This window comes from Algoriphagus iocasae (assembly GCF_014206875.1).
GTDB classification, from domain to species: Bacteria; Bacteroidota; Bacteroidia; order Cytophagales; family Cyclobacteriaceae; genus Algoriphagus; species Algoriphagus iocasae.
Map to the genome: position 1 here is coordinate 979,517 of NZ_JACIJO010000002.1, position 12,583 is coordinate 992,099.

The 12,583-nt window shown below is 37.6% G+C and carries 12 protein-coding genes; 6 read left to right on the forward strand and 6 right to left on the reverse strand.

Features of this window, described 5'->3' with window-relative positions:
• Positions 1–212 precede the first annotated feature (212 nt).
• Positions 213–1,229 carry a PorP/SprF family type IX secretion system membrane protein gene (locus tag FHS59_RS11590; protein WP_246388415.1) on the forward strand — a complete coding sequence of 339 codons (1,017 nt, stop codon included), beginning with the start codon at positions 213–215 and terminating at the stop codon, positions 1,227–1,229.
• Between the two features lie 39 nt (positions 1,230–1,268).
• Entirely contained in the window at positions 1,269–1,532 is a 264-nt protein-coding gene (locus tag FHS59_RS11595; protein WP_317168198.1) for a type IX secretion system membrane protein PorP/SprF, read from the forward strand.
• 154 nt (positions 1,533–1,686) lie between these two features.
• Here the strand turns inward: FHS59_RS11595 and FHS59_RS11600 are convergent, their stop codons facing one another.
• Entirely contained in the window at positions 1,687–2,721 is a 1,035-nt protein-coding gene (locus FHS59_RS11600) for a hypothetical protein (protein WP_184495303.1), read from the reverse strand.
• 8 nt (positions 2,722–2,729) lie between these two features.
• Positions 2,730–4,430, reverse strand: coding sequence for a ferritin-like domain-containing protein (locus tag FHS59_RS11605; protein ID WP_184495304.1), 1,701 nt, complete (start codon positions 4,428–4,430; stop codon positions 2,730–2,732).
• Positions 4,431–4,567: 137 nt separating this feature from the next.
• On the opposite strand from FHS59_RS11605, the gene FHS59_RS11610 reads away from it, so the two are divergent.
• Genes FHS59_RS11610 through FHS59_RS11620 form a run of 3 tightly spaced genes read left to right on the forward strand, consistent with a single transcriptional unit; the run spans position 4,568 to position 7,778 of the window.
• The gene (locus FHS59_RS11610) at positions 4,568–5,134 is read left to right on the forward strand and encodes an OsmC family protein (protein WP_184495305.1); all 567 of its coding nucleotides are present in this window, start codon (positions 4,568–4,570) and stop codon (positions 5,132–5,134) included.
• A gap of 2 nt (positions 5,135–5,136) precedes the next feature.
• Positions 5,137–6,381, forward strand: a complete 1,245-nt coding sequence (locus FHS59_RS11615) for an FIST N-terminal domain-containing protein (RefSeq protein WP_184495306.1) — start codon at positions 5,137–5,139, stop codon at positions 6,379–6,381.
• Positions 6,381–7,778: an adenylate/guanylate cyclase domain-containing protein gene (locus FHS59_RS11620; protein ID WP_184495307.1), complete on the forward strand. Its 1,398-nt coding sequence runs from the start codon at positions 6,381–6,383 to the stop codon at positions 7,776–7,778. The genes FHS59_RS11615 and FHS59_RS11620 overlap by 1 nt, the downstream gene beginning before the upstream one ends.
• On the opposite strand, the gene FHS59_RS11625 is transcribed toward FHS59_RS11620, so the two are convergent.
• The 4 genes from FHS59_RS11625 to FHS59_RS11640 all read right to left on the reverse strand — a co-directional run bounded on the left by FHS59_RS11625 (position 7,771) and on the right by FHS59_RS11640 (position 11,162).
• Positions 7,771–8,700 carry a mechanosensitive ion channel family protein gene (locus FHS59_RS11625; RefSeq protein WP_184495308.1) on the reverse strand — a complete coding sequence of 310 codons (930 nt, stop codon included), beginning with the start codon at positions 8,698–8,700 and terminating at the stop codon, positions 7,771–7,773. The genes FHS59_RS11620 and FHS59_RS11625 overlap by 8 nt on opposite strands.
• 231 nt (positions 8,701–8,931) lie before the next feature.
• The gene (locus FHS59_RS11630; protein WP_184495309.1) at positions 8,932–9,285 is read right to left on the reverse strand and encodes a hypothetical protein; all 354 of its coding nucleotides are present in this window, start codon (positions 9,283–9,285) and stop codon (positions 8,932–8,934) included.
• Between the two features lie 214 nt (positions 9,286–9,499).
• Positions 9,500–9,964: a hypothetical protein gene (locus tag FHS59_RS11635; protein WP_184495310.1), complete on the reverse strand. Its 465-nt coding sequence runs from the start codon at positions 9,962–9,964 to the stop codon at positions 9,500–9,502.
• A gap of 88 nt (positions 9,965–10,052) precedes the next feature.
• Positions 10,053–11,162, reverse strand: a complete 1,110-nt coding sequence (locus FHS59_RS11640) for a TolB family protein (protein ID WP_184495311.1) — start codon at positions 11,160–11,162, stop codon at positions 10,053–10,055.
• A 74-nt stretch (positions 11,163–11,236) separates the two neighbouring features.
• Between FHS59_RS11640 and FHS59_RS11645 the strand changes: the two genes are divergently transcribed.
• Positions 11,237–12,481, forward strand: coding sequence for a M28 family peptidase (locus FHS59_RS11645; RefSeq protein WP_184495312.1), 1,245 nt, complete (start codon positions 11,237–11,239; stop codon positions 12,479–12,481).
• The last annotated feature ends 102 nt before the right edge of the window (positions 12,482–12,583 follow it).

A 12,583-nucleotide genomic window follows, 5' to 3' on the forward strand; every position in this document is an offset into this window, starting at 1 on the left:
TTTCATGGTCCCAATTGACTTTGGAACACAGAATAATTGTGTTTTGTCAAGATGGTTTGGAACCCAATAAGATTGTCTGCCTCAATCATAAGCCCTAGTAGTTTCACAACCTACATTTCATGTTAAATTCACGAATTTTCGTTGCGTCTTTGGTAAATTGAACGTAGCGAAAAGTGGAGTAGATTATGTTGAGGAAAGTATTAGGCATATTTATGTTTTTTATAGCTTTTTCGAAGGCTACATTAGAATCCTATGCCCAGGATACGCAGTTTTCCCAATTTTACGCTGCCCCCTTGTATTTGAATCCCGCCCTTACAGGTTCTAGTGAATTAACCAGAATTGGTGTTAATTATAGAAATCAATGGCCTGGTTTAGATCAAAGTTTCAATTCCTATTCGGCCTATATTGACCACTACATTTTTGATTATAATTCAGGTATCGGACTGATTTTTAATGGAAGCCAAGAAAGCATGGCCCAGCTTTCTACAAATGAAATCGGACTGTCTTATGCTTATAGGCTTCAGATTAGTCAGGATTTATTTTTCAGAGTCGGCGGCCAGGTTAGCTACATGCAACGAAATGCTTTCTTTTCTGATTTGGTATTTGGTAGTCAGATTGATATTGTCAATGGTACAGTGGGAGGGATAACCGATGAATTAGATGGTGTGCCCTTAGATTCGAAGTATAGTTTTATGGACTATGCTGTAGGTGGAATGATCTATACCAATAAATATTGGCTAGGAGTATCAGCACACCATTTGTCAGAACCCAATAGGTCTTTTGTAGAAGGACAGATTTCTGTACTTCCAATGAAATTCTCAGCTCAGGGTGGAGTGAAGTTTGATTTGGGACATGGAGGAAGAGATTATTTCACTCATGCCTATTCAGAGAGGTCTGTCTCTTTTGCTTTCAATTATAAGCAGCAGGATCCTTTTAGCCAATTGGATGTCGGAGCTCAACTTTATTTGGAGCCTTTGGTATTAGGTCTTTGGTATAGGGGATTGCCAAGTAAGAACTCTCTTCCAAACAATGAAGCGGTGATAGGACTGATAGGAGTTTCTCTTCCAAGTGGGTTGGATATAGGATATTCTTATGATGTAACCGTCTCTAAATTAGGTCTAAAAAACAGTGGAGGAGCTCACGAAGTATCGATTAGATACACTTTTTTATGGGGAGATCCGAAATCTAGAAACCAAAGAGGCAGGGTAATTCCTTGTTTTAAATACTAGATTTTCCTACTTCAGTCTGTTTTTAGGACAAAAAACAATATTCAGCCTCTAGTTTTAGGGGTTTGGTATAGAGGAATCCCGGTTTCTAATGAAGAGCAACCAAATCATGAATCAATCATAGCCCTAGTTGGTATCTCTTTAGGTGGAGGTTTAGATGTAGGATATAGTCATGACTTTACTATCTCCTCTTTGGGAAATGCAAATACCGGTGGAGCTCACGAAATTTCGCTTCGATATAGCTTCCTTTGGGGAAAAGCATCAGGAGCTGGAAGAAAATCCTCTATGCCTTGCTTTAAGTACTAATATTAAAAAGCATAGAGGAATGAGTTAATTTCTATACTGTCAGTGTGTTTGAATAATTATGGAAGGCCTAATACTTACAAAAGCTTATATTTTAGAACCTTGAAAGAATGTCCCTTTTTTCAAAGTAAAATATTTAAAAAAACAGCAGAAGTATTTAAATTTTAATTGGGATAGAAATAGTGCCGCTACACCAGCCTGCCATCAAATCACCATCATATTGGCCTAAGTAATATAAGATTTCCCATTCTTTTTCAGTATCAATTACATAGGGGCCAAAAAACTCTTGGTCAGCCATTGGGATTGGCTCCATACTAGCATTGCCCCTAATTGTATGGTGATAAAGTTGTCTCAATGGAATTCGGCTCAATAACCTATTAGCTAACACAGTTGGACCAGTAGCTTGCGTAAAGAAATTAACAGCATATAATCTTGACTTATAAGCTTCTGCTAGAGCAGGGTTATTGATTGCCTCAGCCTCTACGATTTTTGTTTTAAGCCATGTCATCCTATTTTGAAAATAAGTAGAAAGGCTATCCATAGTTAAGCCTACTTGTGCTAGCCCATCTTCAGACATTGCAAATCTCTGATAGGGTAGACGGCGACTAACGACATCGTTAGGAAATATTTGATACAATTGTTTGTCGGGACAATTCATATCCAAAGGATCAAATCTTGATAACACCATTTTGGAATCATCAGGGCTGGAGATTGTAAAAACAAAAGGATTAACTGTAAATCGGTCGGGATCTCCATCGGAGGTTATTTGGTTTCTACCTTCAAAGATTGGTCCATTGAATGGCCCATTGGATTTAGGGCGATTAGCAAATCTGCATAAAAAGCCCTTCATTTTTTCAGTGAGATCCGAGACTACTTCACCGTTTATCTGTACTTCTTTCACCAGGATTCCAATCCCTCTAGAATTATAATTTACATAATCAGGAGAGGCTTCACGAATGTTTTTAATATCAAATTGAGGATTGCTTCGAAGAGGGTCTTTAAAGGCAGAATCTTTATCACCATATGCATCCTGGATGTCTTTTGCCTGTGACCAGATCGAAGGATCCAGGAGGGTTTCACCTGCAACTGAATATGTAAATCCGCTGATTCCCCGTTGTTCGTTAGAAGGGTCAGGGTCAGTTGCCAATCGGCATTGAAAGTATCCGTCAAAAATTATGTCAAGAGTGGCCATAAAAAGTATTAATTAAAGGTGTTAGAATAATTTTGGAATCCTTTGGAAGGAACTGGTGCTTCCATATTTCCATCCCAATAGGCACAAAAGTTTTTTCCAATTCTCTCGAAGTTTTCTTGCAAATACCCAAAAGATGTATCAAAATCCCGAGCGTCTTTTTGTTTATAGAAAGCCATATGGTAGCCCTTCTCAATACAAAGATTTTTCAGTTTTTCTGCTTTGCTACTCATATCATTGAATTGATCTAAGTAATATTTGCAGTCATCAGAAGGGAGAATAGCATCCTTAATATCAGTTTCATTGTTAGGTGAAATATTTAATAGGAAATCGGGGCCGGCACATCTTTCTGGGACTTTTCCTTCATTGGGAACAAAATCGGCATCTGCCGGAAGCCTACAGATCATCTCCCCAAGCGGTCTAATAATATTAGTCATGAAAGGATAAAATGCAGTTTGAAAATATGCATTTACCTTATTTGGTCGGATTCCAGTCGTTTGGTCTATTTCATAATGTCCAAAAAAGCCACTTAGCATTTTCACCATAACAGAATATGCTTGGTCAAATAATTCCATGGCTTTTATTGCCACTTCATTTGTGACTTTATAGGTAGCTTCGTAAGGGGCGTTTTCCTGGGTGGATGGGTTTTTCAAATGTTTATTTTCTTCTAGAGAGATTGTAGGGTTCCAGACTACAGGAAGAGCTGGCTCAAAAGGTAACCCGGTTATTTTTTCTTCATTAGAAATCTCATCGAGAATAGTTTGAAACACCCAAAAATGACTTCCCAAAGAAGGTGGTACTCCCCAAACTCCTTCTCCCTCCTCTACAATTTGGCTGATTGCTTCATCCACATACTCCACAAATTGACCGATTACTAATGGATTTAATGTGATGTTAAATCCATAATGTTCATCTACTATTCTCTCAAAATTCTGGCCCTCAAAAATCTGGTAGTTTAGACCAATTATTAAAAATGCTCTAATAAACGTATACAATTCTTCAACGCTATCGAAGTAAGTTCCATTTATAAGTGGTTGATGAATTTTATCTAATTCTGAATCTTGGAGATCATTAGAAAGGAATGCTGATAAAAAATCAAGGGCTTTTTGCTGGGACGCTATTGGATCAAAAGGCTTTGATTGCTGATGTGGAATTGTAAAGAGTTTTTTAAGAGTATCAGAAATTTCAGTTGCATCCAATGGATCTGAAACGGGCAAATGGTCTGGTTTTTCCCAATACCTAAATATCTCAATAGCCACAGGAGAAAAGGGCATAAGATTTACTGGTTTCCCCATTGGGAATGATTCTGCTGGCACTGGAAAATTAGGCCTATATAAATATGGATTTTCACCTATAATTGCCAATAGGTTCATATCATAACAAAGGTGCCCCATTTCTTCTCTTGAAACCATCAAGATATTGGCTTCCCATCTTCTTATTTTCTCAATTTGAGCTAATCGTATTTGATTAATTCTTTGTTGCTCTGAATCAGTTGAATCAGGTTTGTAATCTGAAAATTCCTCTGGATATTTCTTAAGACTAAAGCTTGTGAAAAGATATTGCATCGCAAGCAAATGCTCAGTAGTGCTTGCCTGTTTTAAAAGTGAATTAATTAATTGAATAAATTCTTTTTTCTCCCCTTCTGAAATATTTAGAATCTTTTGAAGTAGATCTCCTTCAAGTTGGATTTTATTGTGTTTTTTCTGTGACATATTTTGTTAAAAAATAAAGGTTATTATATAATTTCAAGAAATACAGTATCTTAAATATAAGCTTTTGTTGGGACTAGCCCCATTTTTTTTTATATTTCAATAACAGTTTTTTCAATTTCAAAATAATTTTTATTCAAATGCCAAACATTAAGAATGGAGTGAATCTCGATAATATCGAAGCACTCGTAGGAGCGATCCAAAATGATCCCACAGTAGCAAAAGTTCAGTTTAAAGCAGAATCAGAATGGATGGGCGGAACCCAAGCTTCTGTCACAGTTTCTGAATTGTTTTCAAACGGAGCAAACATCAGAAGTGAAGGAAGCAAATTCAATTTAATAGTTGATGAGCCAGCTGTGCTGGGAGGAAAGGATGAACATCCTAATCCAGTTGAATACCTCGCCTCAGCATTATGCGGTTGCCTAACAGCAGGTATTGCTACTAATGCAGCACTATTTGGTACTGAATTAGAGAAAATCAATGTGGAGGTTTTTGTGAATTTTGATATTCATGGTGTGCTGGGCCTAGATCGATCTAAGCCAAGTGGTCCCCTGGATCTACATTATAAGGTAACGTTAAAAGGGAAGAATGGAGCCACCATGGACCAGCTTATCAAATCGAAGGAAACTCTCGATAAGAAATCTCCAATAAAAAACACCATTGAGCTTCCTTTGAGAGTAACGACCGAAGTTGTGATAGAGGAATAATCATGTCTGCAAAATATACTTCATTTGGTGTTGGTTTCTCTGAAACAACAAATTCAACGCTTGCTGGAGTAGAAGCAACTAAACAAGCATTATCTAAGGCTGGACTTTCTCCACAGGAAGCCCAGCTTTGTTTTTTGTTTTGTACTTCACGTCATGATGCAGAAAGTTTCTTCGAAGGTGTAAAATCTTGTGTTGGAAGAGAAACTCAATTTTTTGGAGGTTACTCCAATGGATCTTGTACCAATACAGAGCTTGGATATGATGGATATCAAGTGGTGGTAGGTATTTTGAGCAAAGGAGATTATAAATTTGATCTGATTTTAAAGGAAGGAATTGGTTTCCATGAATATGAAATAGGGAAAGAATTAGGGCAAGAAATTCAAAAAAAGGACCTTGGTAGAAATGCTCAAATGTTCTTGCTTTTTGATGCCGTAAATAGATTAGAGGGGAGATTTCGGATGAATTATGGAACTCCTTTTATTAAAGGAATGAGTGAATCAATTACTGAGTGGCCAAATATCATTGGTGCCAGGATGCTCGGGGATATGAAGTTTAAACCTACCCATCAATGGTGTGGTAGGGAAATGAGCAAAAATGCGGCGATGGCGCTGCTTTTTCATGGAAATATTCAGATTGATTCCCAAATTATGCATGGCTGCCAACCTGCAAGTGCGTATCATCAAGTAACTGCAGTCAAAGGGGCCAATATTTTGGAATTGGACAATCAGCCTGCTTTAGATGTAGTCGGGGAAATATTAGGGAGTGATTTGATTGAAAGACCTCAGGAATTAAAGTTTTTTGTCACATTGGGAAAAAATGTTGGGGACAAATGGAAACCTTATAGTCCTGGTGATTATATCAATAGAATGTGTGTGGGTGTAGATACGGTAGGCAAAGGGCTTTATATGGCAGAAATGGATATAGAACCAGGGATGGAAGTGCAATTGATGCGAAGAAGTTTTGAAATGGAGTACGTTTCTATTCGAACCAAAAAATTGATTGAGCGGGTGAAATCAAATAATAGGAGGATAATTTTTGGTTTATATATAAATTGTTCTGGACGGGCGGCAGCTTATTCTAACCAAACAGATGAAGATGTCCGGTATGTTCAATCAGCAATTGATGGGGAGTTTCCACTATTGGGCATTTATGAGGCTGGAGAACTAGCTATGATCAAAGACCAACTTCAGGTGCTTGATTGGACGGGGCTCTTTTGCATTTTTAGTGAAAAAATAACAAATGATTAATGGAGCCGGAGTCAAATGATCAGCAGATTAAAGAGCTTCAAAGGCAGGTAAAATATTATCGTGACCTTTCTGACGAAGTTGCGGGACAAAATATCAGGAGTGATTCTCAAATTTCATTGCTCAAAAGAAAACTGACCCAAAAAGAAAATGGATTTACCATTCTATCTGCTTTACATGATTCTTTTGGCCAGCAAATTTTTGAAGAAGACTTTATCGTCAATACACTTTTATTGATCAATACAACACTGAAGATGGATAAAACAGTGGTTGTCTGGAAAGCTCCAGGAAAAAACCACGTTTTTCAAACAAGATTTCATATGGGGTTTGAAAAATCAGAAGTAGAAAAGATCATGCCGGTAGAAATCGATTTTTTTGAAGCAGAGGAAAAGATTGTTCGGCCTTTTATTAAAAATAAGATGAGTCCTCCTAGTCATATTGCAGAGGAGCTACAATCAAAATTACTTATTCCATTTTTCATCTCAGTCCCTATTAGGATGCGGAGTGAGATCATAGCCTGGATGATTACAGGGAGGGAAAAAGAGGCTTGGCCTTTTTATCCGATTTTAGATGAGGGAGATCTTGATACTTTGGTATCTATTTCAGGTTTTCTGGAAGCTGGACTTTCCAATGCCAGTTTATATAATAGCCTAGAAAAAGCAAATGAAGAATTAGAATCTTACAATCAGGAATTGGAAAAACGAGTAGCAGAGAGAACCAAAGATCTGAGGAAGAAAAATCGGGAGTTGACCTTTGAAAAAAAACGATCAGAGGATTTGTTGTTGAATATTTTACCAGAAGAAACCGCAGAAGAGTTAAAAAAATATGGATTTGCAAAGGCAAAACTTCAGGAAAATGCAACAGTGATGTTTACCGATTTTGTCAATTTCACCAAATTTTCATCTAGTATATCCTCCGAAGAATTAGTGGCTGAGTTGGACCATTGTTTCAGGAACTTTGATACAATTACTACTAAATATAGATTGGAGAAAATAAAAACAATTGGGGATGCTCACATGAGCGCCTGTGGAGTGACAGGAGATGGAGGAGATGCATCAGATGTGATTCGGGCAGGTTTAGAAATGAGGGATTTTGTAGAAAAATATGCGCTTGAAAAACCTGAACATCTACGTCCTTATTTTAAAATAAGAGTAGGTATCAATACTGGCCCAGTTGTATCAGGAGTGGTCGGATTAAAGAAATTTTCCTTTGATATCTGGGGTGATACTGTAAATACCGCAGACCGAATTCAGTCTGGATCCATTGCAGGAAAAGTGAACGTTTCAGAAAGTACTTATCTCTTGACAAAAGACTTATTTGAATTTGAAAACAGAGGTAAAATTGCTGCCAAAAACAAGGGTGAAATTCAAATGTATTTTGTGGAAAGAAAGGTTAACTAGGAGATGATGGAGGTTCTTTCTCCATTAATACTCTGGTCTTTGGAAGACATTCAGGATAATTTTTCTGAATAAATTCTATCATTTTTTCACGAACATAAACCCTCAAATCCCAAGCTACTGGGGAATTTCTGGCACTAACCAATATTCTGGTTTCAACTGTATGCTCTTTTGCATCACTGACTTGTAAAACTTTTACCTTTTTATCCCACAAATCTGTCTTTTCGAGGATCCTATCTAATTCTTTTCGCAGCTCATCAAAAGGAATTGTATAATCAGTGTATATAAATACAGAGCCTAATAAGTCACCGGAAGTTCTAGTCCAGTTTTGAAAGGGTTTTTCCAGAAAATAGGTGGTAGGAAGGACCAATCTTCTCAGATCCCAAATCCTTACCACAATATAATTCAAGTTGATCTCCTCAATCCAACCCCATTCTCCTTCTACAACCACTGCATCCTCTAACCGGAATGGTTGAGTAAATGCAATCTGAATTCCGGCTATCAGTGTTCCTATCGCTTTCTGAGCTGAAAAACCAATGATGATTCCTGCAACTCCAGCAGAAGCGAAAAAGCCGACTCCTACTTTTCTCACCGATTCAAAGGATAATAAAATCAGTCCTATGGAAAATAAGATAATGATGAAATTGGCGATTTTGACAAGGATGTTGATTTGGGTGTAGACTTTTCTTGCCCTTAAATTATCCTCCTGAGATATATCATATTGCTTGAGAAACATGGATTTGACAATCTGCATTCCTACTAAGAAACACCAGGTAAATCCAAATATTATCAAGACTGTATTGAGATGAGGTAAATAGGCCATCAAACCTTCCCATTCTTTGGCCTCTTGTCCAAAATAAAGTTTCAAAAAGGATAGAATTAGGGTGACTACTAATGGCAAAACCAAACGTTTGTAATATTTCATGGCGGTAGTAAAAAGAGATTATTCGGATAAATCCGACATTGAAAAAGGTGATTTTGGGCGAATCAATTCTAGAAATTAGGGAAATACGAGTACAAAGTCAAAAATTGAAAATTTTCACATTCATAATAATGATTTCACTGGATTGGATTTTATCCTGTGATTTATGCTTTCAATTCTATTCAAAAAAAAACCGCCTCATAGGAAGGCGGTTCAAAATTGTTTTTGGAATTTTTATTTTTCAGGCATTCCGCTCTCTTTCCAAGTCTCAAATAATGCTATTTGATCAGCTGTCAAAGCTGGTTTTTTTAACTGAAAAGGCATAAATCCTTTCTCATCCTGTGGCTTCTTTACCCTCTCTAAAATATCATCAATATTTGAGGAAACTGCATTGTAAGTGTCTAGGTACTTTTTCTTGCCTTCATCAGGAAAATGGCAAGGAGTACAACTTGCAATCAAAATTGGCTTGATGTCTTTTTCATAAGAAACTGCTGACAAGGAAGGAGCAGTAGCTTTTTTAGAGCTTGTACAGGACTGGTAAACAATCAAGCCAAATGCTGCAATCAAAATTAAGTAGCGTGTTTTCATAGTGTTGAATTATTGGGTTAGGTAGATTCTTTCTCTTAGATGGATTGTGAAACAATAATTTAAAGTCTATAGGAAAAACATAGAAATGTAAGTAATTCTTTAATAAAGAAAAATACGAAATTTTATATGGGGAGTTATTTTATCCAGAAAAATAAATAGTTGTTTATCTGTTTTATATCGAAATAATAAAAGAGAGGCTCAACCTATATGAGAATTATTGACACGGAACTGGTTTCAAAGCAAGTCCATGACTGTAATCCAATGAATCGATATTTACCTGTACCGGAATCCCATCCACTTCTTTCATTTCTCCAAAACCTTCTTTCCAACCCTCATCAGTGTTTTTGAAGACCACTTGACGTTTTGAAGTTTGACCTTCTGATTGAAAAGTGTATTCAGCGATAATCAAATTATCCCTGATTTCCCCGTCAATGGTTCCTGAATTTTTATCCTTTTCAAATAAGGAATAATCCAGAGTTCCATTGATATTCGTTCCGTCAATATGGGTAGTTAATTTAATGGTGTCTTTCTCACTTATGTATTGAAAACATTCCGTGTTCATGTCCGTAAGTTGTTCATCCTCTGGGGAAAAGGCTACCTCAATTGGGGAATCTTCTTTTGGCCCTTTGCAAGAAATCATGGCCAATACAATAAAAAATGCGGCTATAGATGCTTTCATGATGATTTTTTGTTTTGTCTTCCTTAATTAATGCAAAAAGACCGCCAATAGGATGACGGTCTTTTTGATTTTATTGAAAAAAGGTAGGTTAATCTCCAATCCATTCGGCTACAAAAAGATTGGTGTCCCTTGTGCCACCATTGTTTCTATTGCTGGAGAAAACAAGGTATTTCCCATCGTTAGAGAATACTGGGAAAGCATCAAAGGTCCCATCATGAGTGATTCTTGTTAATCCGGTTCCATCTAAATTGATCATGAATAAATTGAAAGGATAGCCTCTTTCCGTCTCATGATTGGAAGCAAAAATGATCTTCTCACCAGATGGATGGAAGAAAGGTGCCCAGTTAGCTTTGCCCAGATCTGTTATCTTTTTCACGTCAGATCCATCTGCATTTGCCACATAAAGCTCCATGCTGGTTGGCATCACCAAACCTTCATTTAAAAGATCTTTGTATTCTTTGATTTCTTCTTCTGTTTGAGGACGAGATGCTCTCCAAATAATCTTTGATCCATCTGGTGAGAAAAATGCACCGCCATCATATCCTAAATCTGAAGTAATTTGCTTGACATCGGACCCATCTATATTCATAGTATATAGCTCCAAATCGCCAGTTCTAATAGATGTGAATATAATTTTATCCCCTTTTGGTGAAACTGTTGCTTCTGCATCGTAACCAGGAGTATCGGTCAATTGAGAGATAATATTTCCTTGCTGATCAGCGGTGAAAATGTCGAAGCTATCATAAATCGGCCAGACATATTTGCCATCTTCTCTTCTTTCCGGTACAGGCGGGCAGTTTTCATCTCCCAAATGCGTGGATCCGTAGACAATGGTTTTGTCTCCCGGAAGGAAGTAAGAACAGGTAGTTCTTCCTAGACCTGTACTCAGTCGCTGAGGTGCATTGTTTTTCAAATCATCTTCTCTCCAATTGGTATAAAATATCTGATCACAATCAGATCCCCAACCAGAATAATCTGATTGAAACACAAGCATCGAATCATCAAATGACCAATACGCTTCTGCATTGTTCCCTCCAAAAGTGATTTGTTTGATGTTTTTTAAATACTTCATTTCCTCTGGAGTCAGAAGAAGTGAGTCTGAGGCTGAGTGCGCATTGGATTCTAGCTCAGTTTGAACTTCCGTCTTTGGGCTACAAGCAAAGGAAAGTAGCAGCATGGCAACAAAAATTTGTCTCATATTTTTGATAGAAAATTAAAGGATAGCAAGGCAAAGTTACCATTTATTATCTTTGGCAAAAGATGATTAATACTATGAAAAACTTCCATAAATATACATTTCCAATCTTTGTCATTTTTCTTGCTTTGGCGAGTTGTAATACTGCTCCTTCGGAGGAAAGCTTGTTGAAGGGTTTGAAAGAAGATGTCACATTTCTAGCAGCGGACGATCTCGGCGGGCGAGCTATAGGAACTGAAGGTGAACAGAAAGCTTCAGAATATCTTGCGGCGGAGTTTGAAGAAATCGGTTTGTTGCCGAAAGGTACAGAGGGGTATTTTCAGCCTTTTACCGTATCAAAACCTAGTAATCCACATGAAGAGGCGATAATTGGAACAGATGGAGAAGGGGTAACAGGCAGAAATGTAGTCGGTTTTATTGATAATAATTCAGAAAATACCATCGTCATCGGAGCACATTTTGATCACTTGGGAATGGGAGGACAAGGGTCTCTTCATCGTGGAGATTCCGCAATTCATAATGGTGCGGATGACAATGCCAGTGGGACAGCAGCCTTAGTAGCTTTGGCAAGAATTCTTAAACATGAAGAGCACAAAAGCAATTTTCTGTTTATCGCTTTTTCAGGTGAGGAAAATGGGTTGTGGGGTTCCAACTACTTTGTGAAAAACCCTACTATCGATCTTTCTCAAATTAATTACATGATCAACATGGATATGGTTGGTCGAATGAACGAAGAAAAAACTTTGGCGATCAATGGTGTTGGAACCAGCCCTAGTTTTGTTCCTACATTGGATTTGGCGAATGCCGACAGCTTGAAATTAGTAACCTCTGAGTCTGGTGTTGGTCCTTCCGATCACACTTCGTTTTATCTGCAGGATTTGCCGGTACTTCATTTTTTCACTGGCCAACATGAAGATTATCACAAGCCTTCAGATGATTCGGAATTAATCAACTACGATGGTTTATTGCTTGTTGTGAAATACATTGATAGGCTAGTTAGTCAATTGGATACTGAACCAAAACTGGCTTTTACCAAAACTAAAGACAGCAATGGAGATTCTCCAAGGTTTACGGTTTCCTTAGGCGTGGTTCCTGATTATTTGTACGATGGCAAGGGAATGAGAATTGACGGGGTTTCGGAAGACAAGCCTGCTCAGGCTGCTGGATTGATGAAAGGAGATGTGGTTGTTCAAATGGGCGACTCCACTATTGTCGATATGATGAGTTACATGCGCGCATTAAGCTCTTTCCAAAAAGGTGATGAAGTGCTTCTAGGCTATGAGAGAGATGGGGAGAAAAAGGAAGTGAAGGTTGTTTTATAGTAGCTAGAAGCAAGACTTAAGAATCAAGACTTTAAAAAAAACCCGAGTTCACTATAGAACTCGGGGTTTTGTTTTCGTTTATGTCATTAAAGTAAATTAAAG

Bases quoted from the DNA above. Each gene is read 5' to 3' on its own strand.
- FHS59_RS11590 (WP_246388415.1), top strand. From the start codon at position 213: ATGTTTTTTATAGCTTTTTCGAAGGCTACATTAGAATCCTATGCCCAG.
- FHS59_RS11600 (WP_184495303.1), bottom strand. From the start codon at position 2,721: ATGGCCACTCTTGACATAATTTTTGACGGATACTTTCAATGCCGATTG.
- FHS59_RS11605 (WP_184495304.1), bottom strand. From the start codon at position 4,430: ATGTCACAGAAAAAACACAATAAAATCCAACTTGAAGGAGATCTACTT.
- FHS59_RS11610 (WP_184495305.1), top strand. From the start codon at position 4,568: ATGCCAAACATTAAGAATGGAGTGAATCTCGATAATATCGAAGCACTC.
- FHS59_RS11615 (WP_184495306.1), top strand. From the start codon at position 5,137: ATGTCTGCAAAATATACTTCATTTGGTGTTGGTTTCTCTGAAACAACA.
- FHS59_RS11620 (WP_184495307.1), top strand. From the start codon at position 6,381: ATGGAGCCGGAGTCAAATGATCAGCAGATTAAAGAGCTTCAAAGGCAG.
- FHS59_RS11625 (WP_184495308.1), bottom strand. From the start codon at position 8,700: ATGAAATATTACAAACGTTTGGTTTTGCCATTAGTAGTCACCCTAATT.
- FHS59_RS11630 (WP_184495309.1), bottom strand. From the start codon at position 9,285: ATGAAAACACGCTACTTAATTTTGATTGCAGCATTTGGCTTGATTGTT.
- FHS59_RS11635 (WP_184495310.1), bottom strand. From the start codon at position 9,964: ATGAAAGCATCTATAGCCGCATTTTTTATTGTATTGGCCATGATTTCT.
- FHS59_RS11640 (WP_184495311.1), bottom strand. From the start codon at position 11,162: ATGAGACAAATTTTTGTTGCCATGCTGCTACTTTCCTTTGCTTGTAGC.
- FHS59_RS11645 (WP_184495312.1), top strand. From the start codon at position 11,237: ATGAAAAACTTCCATAAATATACATTTCCAATCTTTGTCATTTTTCTT.